This window comes from Psychromonas sp. L1A2 (assembly GCF_009828855.1).
GTDB lineage: Bacteria > Pseudomonadota > Gammaproteobacteria > Enterobacterales > Psychromonadaceae > Psychromonas.
Map to the genome: position 1 here is coordinate 282,135 of NZ_WUAG01000001.1, position 16,948 is coordinate 299,082.

14 protein-coding genes are annotated in these 16,948 nt (G+C 36.6%); 13 read left to right on the forward strand and 1 reads right to left on the reverse strand.

What is annotated here, in order from left to right:
* The first annotated feature begins 89 nt into the window (after window positions 1-89).
* From lspA to glnB, 10 genes are all read left to right on the forward strand, one after another.
* Window positions 90-632: a signal peptidase II gene (lspA, locus tag GQR59_RS01165; RefSeq protein ID WP_160060340.1), complete on the forward strand. Its 543-nt coding sequence runs from the start codon at window positions 90-92 to the stop codon at window positions 630-632.
* Window positions 622-1,101: an FKBP-type peptidyl-prolyl cis-trans isomerase gene (gene fkpB, locus GQR59_RS01170; RefSeq protein ID WP_236546618.1), complete on the forward strand. Its 480-nt coding sequence runs from the start codon at window positions 622-624 to the stop codon at window positions 1,099-1,101. Before lspA ends, fkpB begins: the two co-directional genes overlap by 11 nt.
* 117 nt (window positions 1,102-1,218) lie before the next feature.
* Window positions 1,219-2,163 (forward strand): 4-hydroxy-3-methylbut-2-enyl diphosphate reductase, encoded by a 945-nt coding sequence (ispH, locus tag GQR59_RS01175; protein WP_160060341.1) that lies wholly within the window; start codon window positions 1,219-1,221, stop codon window positions 2,161-2,163.
* A 263-nt stretch (window positions 2,164-2,426) separates the two neighbouring features.
* Complete coding sequence (locus GQR59_RS01180) at window positions 2,427-2,942, forward strand: GspH/FimT family protein (RefSeq protein ID WP_160062312.1); 516 nt, start codon at window positions 2,427-2,429, stop codon at window positions 2,940-2,942.
* A 2-nt stretch (window positions 2,943-2,944) separates the two neighbouring features.
* Complete coding sequence (pilV, locus tag GQR59_RS01185; protein ID WP_160060342.1) at window positions 2,945-3,436, forward strand: type IV pilus modification protein PilV; 492 nt, start codon at window positions 2,945-2,947, stop codon at window positions 3,434-3,436.
* On the forward strand, window positions 3,424-4,185 hold the full coding sequence (locus GQR59_RS01190; protein WP_160060343.1) for a PilW family protein: 762 nt from the start codon (window positions 3,424-3,426) through the stop codon (window positions 4,183-4,185). The genes pilV and GQR59_RS01190 overlap by 13 nt, the downstream gene beginning before the upstream one ends.
* A gap of 1 nt (window position 4,186) precedes the next feature.
* Window positions 4,187-4,672 carry a pilus assembly PilX family protein gene (locus tag GQR59_RS01195; RefSeq protein WP_160060344.1) on the forward strand — a complete coding sequence of 162 codons (486 nt, stop codon included), beginning with the start codon at window positions 4,187-4,189 and terminating at the stop codon, window positions 4,670-4,672.
* Between the two features lie 7 nt (window positions 4,673-4,679).
* Window positions 4,680-5,099: a type IV pilin protein gene (locus GQR59_RS01200; protein WP_160060345.1), complete on the forward strand. Its 420-nt coding sequence runs from the start codon at window positions 4,680-4,682 to the stop codon at window positions 5,097-5,099.
* Between the two features lie 17 nt (window positions 5,100-5,116).
* On the forward strand, window positions 5,117-9,517 hold the full coding sequence (locus GQR59_RS01205) for a pilus assembly protein (protein WP_160060346.1): 4,401 nt from the start codon (window positions 5,117-5,119) through the stop codon (window positions 9,515-9,517).
* Between the two features lie 1,180 nt (window positions 9,518-10,697).
* Window positions 10,698-11,036: a nitrogen regulatory protein P-II gene (gene glnB / locus GQR59_RS01210; protein ID WP_025564863.1), complete on the forward strand. Its 339-nt coding sequence runs from the start codon at window positions 10,698-10,700 to the stop codon at window positions 11,034-11,036.
* A gap of 112 nt (window positions 11,037-11,148) precedes the next feature.
* Here the strand turns inward: glnB and GQR59_RS01215 are convergent, their stop codons facing one another.
* Window positions 11,149-11,940, reverse strand: a complete 792-nt coding sequence (locus GQR59_RS01215) for an outer membrane protein assembly factor BamD (RefSeq protein ID WP_160060347.1) — start codon at window positions 11,938-11,940, stop codon at window positions 11,149-11,151.
* A 158-nt stretch (window positions 11,941-12,098) separates the two neighbouring features.
* Here GQR59_RS01215 and rluD point away from each other — a divergent pair, with 158 nt between their 5' ends.
* From rluD to clpB, 3 genes are all read left to right on the forward strand, one after another.
* Complete coding sequence (gene rluD / locus GQR59_RS01220; RefSeq protein WP_160060348.1) at window positions 12,099-13,079, forward strand: 23S rRNA pseudouridine(1911/1915/1917) synthase RluD; 981 nt, start codon at window positions 12,099-12,101, stop codon at window positions 13,077-13,079.
* A gap of 9 nt (window positions 13,080-13,088) precedes the next feature.
* Window positions 13,089-13,829, forward strand: coding sequence for a peptidoglycan editing factor PgeF (gene pgeF, locus GQR59_RS01225; RefSeq protein ID WP_160060349.1), 741 nt, complete (start codon window positions 13,089-13,091; stop codon window positions 13,827-13,829).
* Window positions 13,830-14,133: 304 nt separating this feature from the next.
* A complete protein-coding gene (clpB, locus tag GQR59_RS01230) occupies window positions 14,134-16,710 on the forward strand; it encodes an ATP-dependent chaperone ClpB (RefSeq protein WP_160060350.1) in 2,577 nt (858 codons plus the stop codon).
* Window positions 16,711-16,948: the final 238 nt, after the last annotated feature.

Genomic DNA, 16,948 nt, shown 5'->3' on the forward strand with positions numbered 1-16,948 from the left:
GTAATGACTTTGTGAATTAGTTTTTATTAAACGCCTTAGTTATGAAAATGATTTAAGGCGTTTTTTTTAAACTTTTTATTGGAAATACTATGACTCAAACATCATCACCCGCTATCTTAAAACCGCGTTCAGGTTTACCTTGGTTATGGCTAACAATAGTGGTTTTATTGCTCGATCAATTAACTAAATATTTGACGGTAGAAATGCTCGATTTATACCAGTCATACGAAGTGCTATCCTTTTTCAATTTCACTTATGCGCGTAATTATGGTGCTGCTTTTAGTTTTTTAGGTGATGCAGGCGGTTGGCAAAAATACTTGTTTAGTGGCATTGCATTTGTTGTTTCAGCTTATTTATTATATTCCATGAAAACAACTAGTGCTAAACAACGTTGGATGAATAGTGCTTATGCATTAGTGTTATCGGGTGCTATAGGCAATGTATTAGATCGTTTAATCTTTGGTTATGTTGTCGACTTCTTAGATTTTGATTTAGGTTTTTACCGTTGGCCAACCTTTAATGTTGCAGATATTGCTATTTTTATCGGTGCGGCAATGATTATTATCGACTCATTATTTTGGGCTGAAAAGCGCGAAAAACAAAAAATTAAGGACAGCAGTAATGACAGTTAAAATGGCAAATGAAGTAGTTAATAACAGTGAAAGCAAAACTATCGGTGCAGATAGTGAAGTGTTAATGCACTTTTCAATTAAATTATCTGATGGTTCTGCAGTTGATAGTACTAAAGTTGATAATAAGCCTGCTAAATTTGTAATGGGTGACGGCAGCCTAACGCCTGGTTTTGAAGAGTGTTTATTAGGTTTAGTTGAAGGTACATCTGAAAGCTTCACTTTAGCGCCAGAGTCTGCTTTTGGTTTGTCTAACCCTGATAATTTTCATTATGTAGATCTCAGTAAATTCTCAACGGACGTACCGGCAGAAATTGGCACCATCATTACCTTTAATCAACCAGACGGTACTGAACTGCCTGGTATTATTCGTGAAATAGTGGCTGATAGCGTGACAGTTGATTTCAATCATCCTTTAGCAGGCCAAACAGTTACTTTTGAAGTTGATGTGTTAGAAGTTTTACAAAAGTAGTTGTTATTCGTTATGTGCTTAAGTATTTTCTAGTGATGTGCTAGTCATATTCTTCGGTATATTATTAATAAAATCTGTCCATTACCTTATTAATCAAAATGTTATATTGAGAGTGTTATGAAAATTATTTTAGCTAACCCACGTGGCTTTTGTGCCGGTGTACATCGTGCGATCAATATTGTTGAGCGTGCATTAGAGCTATTTCCTACGCCAATTTATGTGCGACATGAAGTTGTACATAACCAATATGTCGTTGATGATTTAAAAGCGCGTGGTGCTATTTTTGTAGAAGAACTTGATGAAGTGCCTGACGATAATATTGTTATTTTCAGTGCACATGGCGTAGCACAGAGTGTACGTGAAGAAGCTAAACGTCGTGAATTGAAAGTATTCGATGCAACTTGTCCGTTAGTCACAAAAGTCCATATGGAAGTGACGCGTGCTAGTCGCCGTGATCAAGAATGTATTTTGATTGGTCATCATGGTCACCCTGAAGTGGTGGGTACAATGGGGCAATACGATAGTAAAAAAGGTGGCATTTACTTAGTTGAGTCAGCGGAAGATGTTGCATTGCTTGACGTTAAAAACGCTGAAAGTTTATGTTATAGCTCTCAAACGACTTTATCGGTAGATGACACTGCACATGTTATCGATGCTTTACGTGTGAAATTTCCTATGATTGAAGGACCACGTAAGAACGATATTTGTTATGCGACACAAAATCGCCAAGATGCTGTTAAAGATCTTGCTGATAAAACGGACTTAGTTTTAGTCGTGGGTTCTACCAATTCATCAAACTCAAATCGTTTACGAGAGAAAGCAAATAGCGCCGGCGTGAATGCTTATTTGATCGATAATGAGTTTGATATTCAAAGTGAATGGTTTGAAAATGTAGCAAGTGTTGGAGTGACTGCTGGAGCTTCTGCTCCTGATATTTTAGTGCAAGCTGTGATTAAAAAATTACAAAAAATGGGCGGTGATGTTGTTGTTGAAAACCCAGGTGTAGAAGAAAATACTGTGTTTGAAGTGCCTGCTGAATTGCGTATTAAACAAATAGATTAACCAAATAAAAAACCGCTCTATCCCCCGCCATTACTACTTAATAGGTGTAAAGTTAATCTTTTATGCCTATTAAAAGCTTTTGTTTTATAAAGAAAAAGTAAAGATATTTATTATTCTTCGTTTATATAATTTGATCATGATCTCATTAATTACGATGATGTTTTTAAATAGATAATACGATATTTTTTTTATATAAAAATCATTGTATAAGGAGTAATCTAAGCAGCATTATCCAGAATACTCTCTCTATAACAAAGGATGTTATGAATTGTTTTCAACCCACAAAATTCAAGCATGGCTTCACATTAATTGAAATACTCATTACGATTGCCATTGCTGCTATCTTATTAAGCATCGTTGTCCCTTCTTTTACTAGCCTTATAGAATCCAGCAAAGCACGTACTACGCGTGACAGCTTGATCAGTTCAATTTATGCTGCTAAACAACAATCTCAAAGTGAACGCGTTAATGTTTATCTATGCTCCTCGTCAAATGGTACTAGTTGTTTAACGACGACAAGTTGGGGAACCGATTGGTTGGTTTATGAAGATAGTGACAGCAATGGTGGTTTGAATAACGGTGACACTATTATTATTAATAGTAGTTCTAAAACTAGTTTAATTAAAAGTACAGAAAATCAGGTGAAATTTACACCTACAGGTCACTCATCAGCTAATACATTTCAAATATGCAGTAATACTGACAACAGTGTTGTTTATGAAATAAAATTGAACCGAATGGGGCGTGTTAGTCATGAAAACGCTGCAGGGGATTGTTAATAATGAATAAAGATAAAGGCTTTAGTCTTATTGAAGTGTTAGTTGCGTTAATTGTTGTCGCGATCGGAGTACTGGGCCATGCAAAAATGCAGGCGAAGTCAATGAGCTTAGTACAGCAAAACTTTTTTGCCCAAACTGCTAATACCGCTTTATTAGATCTAGCACAACGGATACGTTCTAATTCAGACCTAGCTGATAGCTTTATTTATAGTAATTTATCTAGTGGGGATGATATTACCTCTAATAAAAACTGTTCCACGAGCACTTGTACTGAAAGTGAGTTTGCCACAGCAGAATTAGCTGAATGGTTTGATCATCTACAAAATAACTTACCTTCACCTCGCTTTTCTATTGCAGTTGATTCCTCGGACGTTAACCTTTACAACTTAATGTTAATTTGGGATGCAGCAAAAACCGGTGTGGGTAGTGCGACTTGTGATACAACAGCATTAAACTCATATCAATGTGGGAGCATGTCTGTATGGGTTCTGTAAATAAATTAAATAAAGGCTTTAGCTTAGTTGAATTAATGATCGCAATGATTGTGTCTTTGTTTATTTTGGCTGGTTTATTTTATTCTGTGATGGGTGATATGCGCTCTTATGAGTCAGCTCGAAGTTCTCAAGAGCTAGTCACAAAAGGCCGCATGGCTGTACAAACATTGAGACTTTATATACAACAAGCAGGTTTTAGAGATATTACTGCTTTAAAAAATGAAACAACCTTTAGTGCGGGAACCTCTAATGTAGGAGGCACTTGGGATTATGGTCAAGTAGTGCAAGGAATGACCAATTCCGTTGATATTGATGATGAAAAAATAGACTCAGATATTTTAGTTGTTAGATTTTTAGGTGCAGCTGAGATAGGGATTGTATCCTGTATTGGTGAGGATTTAGATGAAAGCACAAATAATGAAGTGACATTGTATGTAAACACTAGTGACCAATTGATGTGTAAAGATAATGATGACGACGCTGAAGTTTTAGACGAAGGTGTTGAGTTTTTAGAGGTTCTGTATGGTACTGAAGATGATTATCGTTACTTTACTGCTTCTGAAGTCACTGATTGGGCAGATGTAAATAGAGTTAAGATAGGTTTGTTGTTATCAACGGAAGTAAGTGCTCATGGTTTAACGAACAGTAATAGTTATACTATTTTTAATAAAACGATTGATGCTGCTAACGATACTAATTATAGATCTGTTGTCATGGAAACCGTGCTTATTGGCAACCAAGGAGGGTGATGTGATAAAAATAAATAAAAAATCAGAACATGGAGCTGCATTAATTACTTCCTTACTAATGGTGTTAGTGATTTCTATTTTAGGTGTGGCAGTTAGCCAACAAGTTATTGCCTTAAGAAAAGTTAGCACAGCTAATTACGATCAAACCTTAAGTTTTAATAGCGCAGAGTCAACATTGGCTGCCGCACATAGTGTTATTGCGGAAAATTTTTTAGAACCATCAACGCTTTTATCATTGGCTAATGATATTAATACCGACGTAACTTGGTGGCGAAGTGATGCCAATTGGAGTAGTGCAACGACGTTAAGTAGCACTATATCGGAAGGTAGTGTGACACCTTCTTATTTAATTGAGAACGATGGTACTGGCGGACTTGCGGTAGGTACAGGAGCGCTTTCAAAGCGTTATTATCGTGTTACCGTGAAAGCAAAAGGTAAAGGCGATTCCGTTGCTTTTTTACAAAGTTATTATGTGACCTTGGAGTAATGTAAATATGCTTCGATTTAATAAAATAAAAAGTATGGGATTTACGTTAATTGAATTGTTAATTGCTATTGCGATTGTTGGTATTTTAGCTTCCATTGCCTATCCTAGTTATAAAGGTGTGTTAGAAAAAACAAGAAGGCAAGAAGCAATAAGAACGTTATTAGAAGCATCACAATTAATGGAAAGTTACTATGCAATGAACTTAAATTATAGTGGTGCAATATCGGGTGGAGTCATTACTTCATTTACAGAGAATGATGACTTTAGCGAATTATATACGTTAACTGGTGTTGCGGTAGCAGGCTCATCATCTTATACATTATCAGCAACACCGATAACGACTGGCGTGCAGAGTGATGATGAATGTGGGACATTAACAATAACACATACTGGTAGCACTGGTGCAGATACCTCTGATTGTTGGTAGTGAATAAGGATATTCTTGTGAAAAAAATATTATTAAATAGTTTTATATTGTCATCAAGTTACTTGTTTTCAATTGTCTCTGTTTATGCAGGTAATTTGGATTTAGCCACTAAACCGCTTTATACCGGCACCACAGAAGCACCAATGATGATGTTGACTATGGGACGAGATCATACTCTTTTTTATGAAGCTTATAATGATGCTTCAGATCTAGATGGTGATGGTGTTATCGATACTAAATTTAACCCCAATTATGCCTACGAAGGTTATTTTGACTCAGCACTTTGTTATGAGCAAGAAAATAGTGTTTTTGTTCCCAAGCGTACGGCATCTACGTGTACAACGAGTAATGAGTGGAGTGGTAACTTTCTTAATTATCTCACCATGACGCGTATGGATGTTTTACGCAAAGTACTTTATGGCGGAACACGTAGTATTGACACTGATAGTGAAACTGTATTAGAGCGTGTTTTTATCCCTCAAGATGCGCATAGTTGGGCCAAAGCTTATGAATCTGAAGCCGTTGATGGATATGATATTGCAGATTACACTCCTTACTCTATACCTAATTCAGGCAAACAGCATTTTTTTGGTACGGTAACTTACACTGGATTCGGTGAAGATCCTATTTTACGTGTAAGGCAAAATGTCAGCTATTCAGAAGATGATTGGGGAGTCTGGAGCTGGGCATCTACAGGGCGCCCTGTACTTAATAATGGCGGTAGCGATTTTGTCGTTAGAGTTAAAGCTTGTGTCGATGGTTTTATCGATGGGACTAATTGTGAGTCTTACCCTAATGGAAGTTATAAGCCAACGGGGTTATTACATGATTATGGAGAAAGTGACCAAATGTTGTTTGGTTTGCTAACGGGTAGCTACAATAAAAATCTATCTGGTGGTGTGTTAAGAAGAGCTATTAGCGAATTTTCAACTGAAATCAATAGTAATACTGGACAATTCACCTCTACAAGTGAAGGGATTGTTGCAACAATTAATAAATTAAGAATTCATGGATTTGGCTATGCAGATAAAGCTTATGAAACTAATTGTGGTTGGGTAGTTGATCGAGCAATTAGCGATGGAGAGTGTGCATCTTGGGGTAATCCTGCTGGCGAAATGTTATATGAAGCGATGCGTTACTTTTCAGGCGCTGGATCTGCAAGTCCAAGTTATGCCACTACTGGCGATTATGATGAAGAAATCGGGTTAACCGCTCCTGCTTGGGATGACCCATACGATACTCGTGGTACTTGTGCTAATCCGAATGTACTTTTAATCAGTGATATCAGTCCTTCTTATGATTCTGATCAATTACCAGGGGCATATAGTCAATTTACTCAAAGCACAAATCAAGATGAAAGTTATTCAGGCACAACCTTACCAAGCTTTAGTGTAAGTGATTTGCTATCGATTATTTCTACTACAGAAGGTAAAACCTCGGGCGAATTCTTTATTGGCCAATCTGGGACAGAGAGCGATGGAATTCCATCGGCAAAAGAGATTACAGGCCTTGCTTATGTTCGTGGCCTAGCGCCAGCTGAGCCAACTAAAAAAGGCAGTTATAGTTCTGCTGCGGTTGCTTATTATGGACATAAAAATGATATTCATCTTAGTAAAGATGAAGACCAAAATGTGACAACGATGGTTGTTGCGTTGGCTTCCACTTTGCCTGAAATTGAAGTTGATGTTGATGGCGATATAATCAAAATTGTTCCCTTTGCCAAGTCTGTTTCTGGGTATGGAATTAGCTCTGGCGAAGATGATTTTCAACCAACAAATACTATTGTCGATTGGTATGTTGAATCAATTTCTTCAACCAGAGGTATTTTTAGAATTAATTTTGAAGATGTTGAACAAGGTGCCGATCATGATATGGATATGATTGCTAAATATACTTATGAAGTGAAAGATAATCTTTGTGTATACGATGTTGATGGCAATTGTACTTCTACAGCTAAAGGTGTAGAAGTTACTGTCGATTCTACTTTTGCAGCAGGTAGTATTAATCAACATGCTGGTTATATTATTTCTGGAACAACAAATGATAATACATATTTAGAAGTTAAAGATGTTGGTGGTGCTAATGTAAAATACCACTTAGATACCCCTGTTAGTTACGACTATAGAAACAGAAAAGAAAGCAATAGTAATGTAAAGCTAGGGTTAACATCTACTCGTAATTTCTTCCCAAGTGCCACTAAAGCTGCAGACTTTTTACCATCACCACTTTGGTATGCTGCTAAGTGGGGAGGATTTGTCGATTCAGATGACAGTGGAACTCCTAACTTAGAAAGTGAATGGGATACTAGTGGTGCTGATGATGGTGGGGCGGACGGCGATCCAGATAACTACTTCCCTGTAACTAATGCAGGTGAATTAAAAGATCAAATAGCAGCCGCATTTGACTTAGCTTATGACGGCTTGTTGACCGGATCATCTCCCGTTTATTCTTCTAACTTATTAACTAGCGGTACACTTGCTTATAAATCTTCATTTGAAGAAGAAAGTTGGAATGGGAATGTTACTGCTTATACGGTTAATTCTGATGGTGAGTATTCGTCGACAGAATCATGGAGTGCAGCTACACAATTAGATGCGATGGATCCAGACGACCGTTTTATTTTTACTCGTAGTACTGACGGTAGCGTGTTTGAGTTTGTATTAAGTAATTTTAGCTCTTCACCTCTTCTGTCAGAGAGTCAATTAGTAGGTTTATTAGGTAGCACATCTGGATCTGACACAGAGAAAGCGACTTATATACAAAATGCAGTTAGTTATATTCGTGGTGATCGTGATAATGAAACCTCGATTATTGGTGATGGCTTTAGAGAACGAACGAGTCTTTTAGGCGATATTATTAATTCAACGCCTTATTATGTATCGATATCTAAAGGGCATACAGTAGGCAAAGAGGTGGTTGCATTTGCAGCTAACGATGGCATGGTTCATATTGTTGATGCCGATGACGGTACAGAAGTTGTCGCCTACATTCCAAGTACTGTTTATGAAGCTTTAGGCAATATAGTAGATAATGCTTATATTCATGAGTATTCAGTTGATGGTGGGCTAAATGCTTACTCTGATGAAAATGACTTAGTTGATATTAATCTTGATGGAACCTCTATTGAAGTAGCAAGAACAACACTAGTCGGTCGTTTAGGCTTGGGTGCTAAAGGGCTTTATGCTATCGATGTGTCAGATTTGACTACTCCTACTACCGATATGATGAGATGGGAAATTACTTCGGACACCACTGGGTTTGAAGGTATAGGTTATAGTGTTTCAGCGCCAACAATTGTAACGCTTGCTAACGATAGAGCTAGTGTTGTTTTTGCAAATGGTTATAACTCAATTGATGATGATGGTGCGATTTATATTGCGGATCTTAGTGATGGTAGTTTAATTAAAAAGCTTAGTGTCGGCGCACAAACTGACCCGACAGGTTTGGATAGACCTAATGCGCTCGCTCAACCGTTATTGATCGATAATAATAGTGATGGTATTGCTGATTATATCTACGCAGGTGATCTTTTTGGAAATATGTGGGTATTTGATATCTCTAGTGATGATCCTAATGACTGGGGAATTAAAAAAATAGGCGGGGCTCCATTATTTACTGCAATCAGTCCAACATTGAATGGCGTTGAATATAGATCCCAATCGATTACTACAAGACCAACTGTAGTACGTCATCCTGATGGTGTCGGTGTGTTAGTTGCATTCGGAACTGGTAAGTATGTAGAGTCACATGATATTTCTACGACGGATCAAGCCACTCAGAGTTTTTATGTAATTGAAGACAAACTGGGCACTTCTAGTATTAATGCTACACGTAATTCATCTGGTTTTAGTAATTTACAAAAGCAATCTATTATCAAGGAAAGTAGTACCAATCGTTTACTTTCAAGTCACCCTCTTAATTGGAATGAGATTAGTGGCTTCTATATTGACTTAGTCAATACTGAAGATGGTAATACTGAAAACTATGGTGAGAAACAAGTCGTCGCTAGCACTATTTTAGGGACTAAGGTTAGCTTTGTGACTTTAATACCAGGTACAGATCCATGTGTTGCTGGCGGTACAGGATGGTATATGGAGTTGAATTTGTATACCGGTCAAACTTGGAATACCGGAACAGAAGTTGAGGATGACCCATCAACTGCAGAAGATGAGTCTGAAGAAATACCTACCGATAGTTCCAATCAGTTTATTGATGGTGTCGCGACAGGGATATCATCAGTTGCTTCTGTAACAACAAGTACGGAAACGATCACTAATGCAGATGGTACAACAGAAGATATTACTATATTTGAAAGTGCAATCGGTTTAACTTGTATTACGCTTAGTACAAATAAACAAACTTGTTACGATGATGATCTCAATATAACGGGGCCACAAAGCTGGAGAAATTTATATTAGTTATTAACTAATATAAACTTTAAAAAAGACACTCCTGTTTAATGTAAAAATTAATCAAGACTGTCTTTTTGTTTATTGCGTGTTTAATTGTGGTATTTATACCGGTTACCATTCAAAGTGCAAAATTCACCGCTTGCCCTCTGGGTCGTTAGCTTGAAAACCAACTCTACGTTGCAACCTTCGATAGGCCTAGCCATTGTCATTATGTTGCGCCTTGATTTGGAGTCCGAGCTAACGACTGAACAAAGCACATTGAAAGGTAACGTGTATATATTTCTTTATTTATTCTGAGGATATTATAGCAATCACAATAAATAGCTTATCTATTTTATTTGTTAAAACAGCCCACTTCCTCGTTGTAAATTTCGTAAAGAGAACAGGCATTAAAGAATTAATATCTTTTAGTTAATCTTTGAAAGGCTCAACTTACGCCTTGAATTGAACTTTTTTTCCAGTGCAAAATTTAGATAACATATTTAATGTAATCGGTAATATCTTACACCCTTTTTTATTCTCACCACATAAAGCCCAATTATTACAAATATAAAAAACATAACATGTAACCAAAATTTTGGGCCTATATGAGTATTAATAGGCGCTATAGTACTTATATCTGGGAAGTTTTGTTTGTACTCTATAAAATTAATCTTGAGTAAGTACTCACTTTTATTTCTTTTTATTCTTTAAGGATATCGCCTTTAATTGTTATTTAACCTTAATTCTGGTTAATGAAGTGGAATTATATTTAAAATCAAAAGTACTATTTTTGACTATACAGTGCTGTTAGTTTTGCGTAGTTCAAGACGAATTATTGACAGATAATTGGTTATTGACAGATAATTTAACTCAAAAATCTGCGGAAATAGCGGTGTTGTATTGCTTTGCTTATCCAGAACAGAGGTTATTTACGTAATATGTAAATAAGGGAGAGAATCGAGCTTCTAACAAGTATTTTATTTATATTGTTATCTGTCAGTGATACATACGACAAACTTTTAATAATAATGATTGATACAATGAAGTAGGTTAAATTAACGATGAAAGTTTGTTTTTTATTGATTTGTTAATAGTGTAACATTAGAGATCATATTCAGCCTGAAGATCATGGCACAGAGTGATTTATTGAGATCTTTTCGAGATTGAGATCATTTTACTTTGAAATCAACATTAAGAGTTTATTATGAAAAAAATAGAAGCAATCATTAAACCATTTAAAATGGACGATGTACGTGAAGCACTTGCGGATATTGATATCACAGGTATGACAGTCTCAGAAGTAAAAGGCTTTGGTCGTCAGAAAGGGCATACTGAGTTATATCGTGGTGCAGAGTATATGGTCGACTTCTTACCAAAAGTGAAAATTGAGCTAGTAGTAAAAAAAGAATATGTAGATCGCTGTATTGAAGCAATTATGAAGACAGCACAAACAGGTAAGATTGGCGATGGTAAAATCTTCGTTACTTCTGTTGAACGTGTTATTCGTATTCGTACAGGCGAAGAAGATGGTGAAGCGGTTTAATCTTTTATGAATTGATTTTTCGCTTAAATGGGCAATAAAAAAGGAGAACTGAGTTCTCCTTTTTTATTGCCCATTGATAGCAAAAATTGCTGTTGATTTTTATTTTGTATAATTACCAGTCAAAAATGCTAAATGATTCGCTTCTTCTAACCACTTTACTGTCTGGGTAATTTAGTTTCAGCACTGATAATGCATTCTTTTTAGGTGTTTCTAAACCTAGTTCATCGTATGCTTGAATCATTATTTCTAATGCGTCTTGTACTGATTTAGTATCAGAGTAGTTGTTTAAGACTATTTTACTTCGGTTAATCGCCGCAATATAAGCTTCGCGTTTAATATACCACTCTGCAATAGCTACTTCATAACGCGCAACACGATCTTTAAGGTAGATCATACGTTGATGCGCATCTTTTGCATATTCACTTTGTGGGTAGTATTTTAAAACGTGGTTGAAGTCTTTAAAGGCTCTTTGAGAATAGCTTTGATCGCGGTTGAAACGATCTATACCAAATAAATTTTGGAAGAATTGATCATCAACGGTTAAGTTAGTTAAACCACGTATATAATAGACATAATCCAAATCTTTATGTGTTGGGTTTAAACGAATAAACTTATCGATATTAGCTAATGCTAAGGCCATTTCATTACGTTTATAGTAAGTGTAAATTAAGTCTAATTGCACTTGGTCTGAGTGTGGACCAAATGGATAGCGGCTATCTAGTGCTTCAAGGATTTCAGATGCTTTTTCAAAATTAGCTGACTCTAATGCTAAGGATGCGTCTTGATATAATGCAACGGGAGGCTTATCTGCAACCTTTGGTTTACTATTTTTTTTAGATGAGCAGCCACTAATGACAATGGCGATGAAAAAACTGGTCGTTATTAGTCTAAGGATCTTATTCATAAGTGTTATAATGTCGGCCAATATTAAAAAGTACAGTATCGACTATCGTCGAAAGAAATAAAAGTAAAAAAAGATAAAATGTGACAAGATAATACTGTCAGACTAAATACTTTTTAAAAATCAATTACAATAGCACAAAATACAAAGAAGAGAGCACTATGAGCCAAGCAATAAACCTAACTGCAGAAGTTACAGATGAACAGTTAGGATTTCGATTAGACCAAGCGGTTGCCGCATTGTTCCCTGATTATTCTCGTTCACGTATAAAAGAATGGATTTTAGCGGGCCTGGTACAAATTGATGGCACAGTTTCTTTAACGCCGCGTGAAAAAGTATTTACTGGCCAAATGTTAGAAGTAAATGCGGTATTGGAAGATGAAGTAACTTTTGTTGCACAAAAAATTGAAATTAACATCGTTTATGAAGACGATGATATTTTAGTTATCAATAAACCTGCTGGGTTAGTTGTTCACCCAGGTGCTGGTAACGCAAGTGGCACATTATTAAATGCCTTGTTATACCATTACCCAAGCATTGCAGAAGTACCGCGTGCAGGTATCGTTCATCGATTAGATAAAGAAACATCTGGTTTGATGGTGGTGGCTAAAACAGTACCAGCACAAACGCATTTAGTGACAAGTTTACAAGCACGTCAAATGACACGTGAATATGATGCTATTGCTTCAGGTTGTTTTACTGCCGGCGGTAAAGTTGATGCACCTATTGGTCGTGATAAAGTACACCGTACTAAAATGGCTGTTAATCCAACGTCTGGTAAAGATGCAATAACACATTACCGAATTGCTGAAAAATACCGAGCTCACACACGTTTACGTTTACGTTTAGAAACAGGGCGTACTCACCAAATTCGTGTACATATGATGTCTGTTGGACATGTATTAGCAGGTGACCCTGTATACGGTGGTCGTCCTCGTCCACCAAAAGGTGCTTCAGCAGAATTAAGTGAAGTATTACGTGGTTTTAGACGCCAAGCACTACATGCAACTATGTTGCGTTTGGATCACCCAATCACAGGTGATGAGATGGAATGGCATGCGGAACCACCAGAAGACTTTAAAGTGCTAGCTGCCGCATTACGTGCTGATACTATTTCGCATGAAAATGAACTCGACTTATAATCTGTTTATATGCAATTAATTAAACCTAATTGGGCAGCACCTGCCCATGTTCATGCTTATTCAACGACACGCTTAGAAGGTGTTAGTGAAGGTGAGTTTGAAGGGTTAAATTTAGGAACACATGTTAATGATAATCCTCAACATGTGTTTCAAAATCGTTTGTTATTATCTAACCAGTTTACTAATGCACCTGATTTTTGCTGGTTAAATCAAATTCATAGCCATGATTTGATTAAGTTATCAGCTTCCTCTATTCAAAAGCTAGATGCTGATGCTAGTTGGATTGATACTAATCAACGAACCTGCGTGGTGATGACAGCAGATTGTTTACCTGTATTAGTTACTGATAAAAAAGGTAGTTTTGTTATTGCTATTCATGCTGGTTGGCGTGGTTTGTGTGACGGTATTATTGAAAAAAGCATTCAGAAAGTCAGTGATGAATTAGCGATTAAAAGTGAACAATTATTAGTTTGGTTAGGCCCTTGTATCGGTCCTACAGCTTTTGAAGTGGGTAATGAAGTACGCGAAGAGTTTATTGCTCATGATATTAACGCGAGCAGTGCTTTTGTTGCTTCTAATGAGAAATGGTTAGCAAATTTACATTTATTAGCCAAACTAAGACTTGCTGATTTTAAAGGTGTCACTATCACCGAAAATGAATCATGTACTTTTAATGAACCAGGGTTATTTTATTCTTATCGAAGAGATGGAAAAACAGGCCGCTTAGCTACTTTTATTTGGTTAGATTAACATCTTGTTGAAGCAAAAATGTTGAACTAAGTAGCTGGTATTAAATATGTTGTGATTAGTATTTTATGATTGAACCTTTCTTTTGATGATTTCCTTTATATCATTACCCTTTTTTAGATGCTCTATTAGATTCTTTAATTATTTCCTATAATACTTCTTATTAGATCCTTTGTTAGTGCTTCGTGCTTGGAAGAACTAATACTTTTAATTGTTCATAATTTATTCAATATATTCTTCTTGTGACCTTGATATTTATTGCTAAACCCCCATCTATATAGGTGTAATCATTTCGGGAGAAATTAGTATGCGTTTAGATAAATTAACTAGTAAATTTCAATTAGCTTTGTCCGATGCTCAATCTATTGCATTAGGTCGAGATCACCAATATATAGAGGCGACACATGTATTGCTGGCCATGCTTAATCAAGATGGTGGCGCAATGCGTAGTATCTTGTCTGATCTTGAAATTAATATAAATCTACTGCGTTCACAGCTATCAACTATTTTAGATAGGCTGCCTAAAGTATCTGGTATAGGTGGCGAGATTCAAGTTTCTAGTCAGCTTGGTAATACCTTTAATCTTTGTGATAAATATGCACAAAAAGCGAAAGATAAATTTATTTCATCGGAAATATTTTTAGTCGCGGTATGTGAAGATAAAGGCGAATTAGGCCAAGTATTAAATAAACTTGGGTTAACTAAAAGTAAAGTTGAAAGCTCTTTAAAGAAAATTCGTCAAGGACAAACAGTTACTGATGTAAATGGTGACGGTCCTGAACAAGCACTAGAAAAATACACTATAGATTTAACGGAACGTGCTGCTGCAGGTAAGCTCGATCCTGTTATTGGTCGAGATGATGAAGTACGCCGTATTGTACAAGTATTACAACGTCGTACTAAAAATAACCCCGTTATTATTGGTGAACCAGGCGTTGGTAAAACGGCCATTGTAGAAGGATTGGCACAACGTATTATTAATGGTGAAGTCCCAGAAGGTTTAAAAGGTAAACGTGTTTTATCTTTAGATATGGGCTCTCTCATTGCGGGCGCTAAGTACAGAGGTGAATTCGAAGAACGTTTAAAAGCTGTTTTAGCAGAGCTCAATAAAGAAGAAGGACAAGTGATTCTCTTTATTGATGAATTACACACGATGGTTGGCGCCGGTAAAGGCGATGGTGCAATGGATGCGAGCAATATGCTTAAACCTGCACTTGCTCGTGGTGAATTACATTGTGTTGGTGCCACTACATTGGATGAGTACCGCCAATATATTGAAAAAGATGCGGCATTAGAGCGTCGTTTTCAAAAAGTAATAGTTGATGAACCGAGTGTAGAAGACACTATTGCAATATTACGTGGTCTGAAAGAGCGTTATGAGTTACATCATAAAGTGCAAATAACAGACCCTGCCATTGTTGCCGCGGCCACGTTATCACATCGTTATATTTCAGACCGTCAGTTACCCGATAAAGCAATTGACTTAATTGATGAGGCTGCATCTAGTATTCGTTTACAAATAGACTCTAAACCTGAAAGCTTAGACAAACTTGGACGTAAAATTATCCAATTAACCGTGGAGCAAAAATCACTACAAAACTCATCTGATGAAGCGAGCATCAAGCGTTTAAATGACTTAGAGCAAACTCTAAAATCAAAAGGTACAGAGTACAAAGAGTTAGATGAAATTTGGAAAACCGAAAAAGCGGCGTTATCTGGTACCCAAAATATTAAGCAAGCTTTAGAGCAAGCCCGTTTAGATTTGGAAGTCGCTAGTCGCGCATCTGATTTAACGCGTATGTCTGAATTGCAATATGGTCGAATTCCAGACTTAGAAAAACAATTAGACCTTGCATCTCAAGTTGAAATGCAAGAAATGACACTGTTAAAACATTCAGTAACAGAAAATGAAATCGCCGATATTCTTGCTCATTGGACAGGTATCCCTGTGTCTAAAATGCTCGAGGGAGAGCGAGATAAACTATTGAAAATGGAAAAATATTTACATTCTCAAGTGGTTGGACAAAATGAAGCGATTGAAGCCGTCTCAAATGCGATTCGTCGTAGTCGTGCTGGCTTAAGCGACCCTGATCGTCCTATTGGTTCGTTCTTATTCTTAGGGCCTACCGGTGTTGGTAAAACAGAGTCTTGTAAAGCCTTGGCCAATTTCCTATTTGATAGTGTCGATAATATGGTACGTATCGATATGTCTGAATTTATGGAAAAACATGCGGTTTCTCGTTTAGTCGGTGCCCCTCCTGGTTATGTAGGCTATGAAGAGGGTGGTTACTTAACTGAGGCGGTTCGTCGCAAACCTTATTCGGTTATTTTATTAGATGAAATAGAGAAAGCACATCCAGATGTCTTTAATATTTTATTACAGGTATTAGATGATGGTCGTTTAACTGATGGTAAAGGTCGTACTGTTGATTTTCGTAATACCGTTATTATTATGACGTCGAACATTGGATCAGAAATTATTCAAGAAGCATTCCCTCGAGCTTCTTATGATGACGTTAAAAATACATTATTAGGGATATTAGCAAAACAATTTAAACCTGAGTTTTTGAATCGTATTGATGAAACGGTAGTTTTTCATCCTTTAAGTGAAAAACACATTAAATCTATTGCGACGATTCAACTTCATGCATTGCAAGCACGTCTTAAAGAAAGAGGTTATTTACTTACATTTAACGATGCTTCAATAGAATTGTTGGTCGAAGCTGGTTATGACCCTATGTATGGCGCTCGTCCATTAAAAAGAGCGGTACAACAACTACTAGAAAATGCATTAGCGCAGAAAATATTATCAGGAGAGTTAAGTGTAGGTAATAATATTCTAGCTGATGTAGAAGATGGAAAAATAGTGTTTGTACAGTCATAAAGTAACCATGACTGACGTTATCAATCGGAGCTGCTTAGGCAGCTCCTTTTTGTCTTTCTAATATCCAGTATTGAATTTTTTAGTTAACTAACTTCAGCTCTGGATAAGCAAAGCGATACAACACCACTATTTCTGCAGATCTCTGCGTTACATTATTTCTCAATAACCCGTTATTGCTTCAATAATTCGCCTTGAACTACGCAAAACTAACGGCACTGCATAGTAAAAAATAGTACCT

Excerpts from the sequence above, each read along its gene's own strand:
- glnB (WP_025564863.1), top strand. The coding sequence starts at position 10,698 with ATGAAAAAAATAGAAGCAATCATTAAACCATTTAAAATGGACGATGTA.
- GQR59_RS01200 (WP_160060345.1), top strand. The coding sequence starts at position 4,680 with ATGCTTCGATTTAATAAAATAAAAAGTATGGGATTTACGTTAATTGAA.
- lspA (WP_160060340.1), top strand. The coding sequence starts at position 90 with ATGACTCAAACATCATCACCCGCTATCTTAAAACCGCGTTCAGGTTTA.
- pilV (WP_160060342.1), top strand. The coding sequence starts at position 2,945 with ATGAATAAAGATAAAGGCTTTAGTCTTATTGAAGTGTTAGTTGCGTTA.
- ispH (WP_160060341.1), top strand. The coding sequence starts at position 1,219 with ATGAAAATTATTTTAGCTAACCCACGTGGCTTTTGTGCCGGTGTACAT.
- GQR59_RS01190 (WP_160060343.1), top strand. The coding sequence starts at position 3,424 with ATGGGTTCTGTAAATAAATTAAATAAAGGCTTTAGCTTAGTTGAATTA.
- pgeF (WP_160060349.1), top strand. The coding sequence starts at position 13,089 with ATGCAATTAATTAAACCTAATTGGGCAGCACCTGCCCATGTTCATGCT.
- fkpB (WP_236546618.1), top strand. The coding sequence starts at position 622 with ATGACAGTTAAAATGGCAAATGAAGTAGTTAATAACAGTGAAAGCAAA.
- GQR59_RS01180 (WP_160062312.1), top strand. The coding sequence starts at position 2,427 with ATGAATTGTTTTCAACCCACAAAATTCAAGCATGGCTTCACATTAATT.
- clpB (WP_160060350.1), top strand. The coding sequence starts at position 14,134 with ATGCGTTTAGATAAATTAACTAGTAAATTTCAATTAGCTTTGTCCGAT.
- rluD (WP_160060348.1), top strand. The coding sequence starts at position 12,099 with ATGAGCCAAGCAATAAACCTAACTGCAGAAGTTACAGATGAACAGTTA.
- GQR59_RS01215 (WP_160060347.1), bottom strand. The coding sequence starts at position 11,940 with ATGAATAAGATCCTTAGACTAATAACGACCAGTTTTTTCATCGCCATT.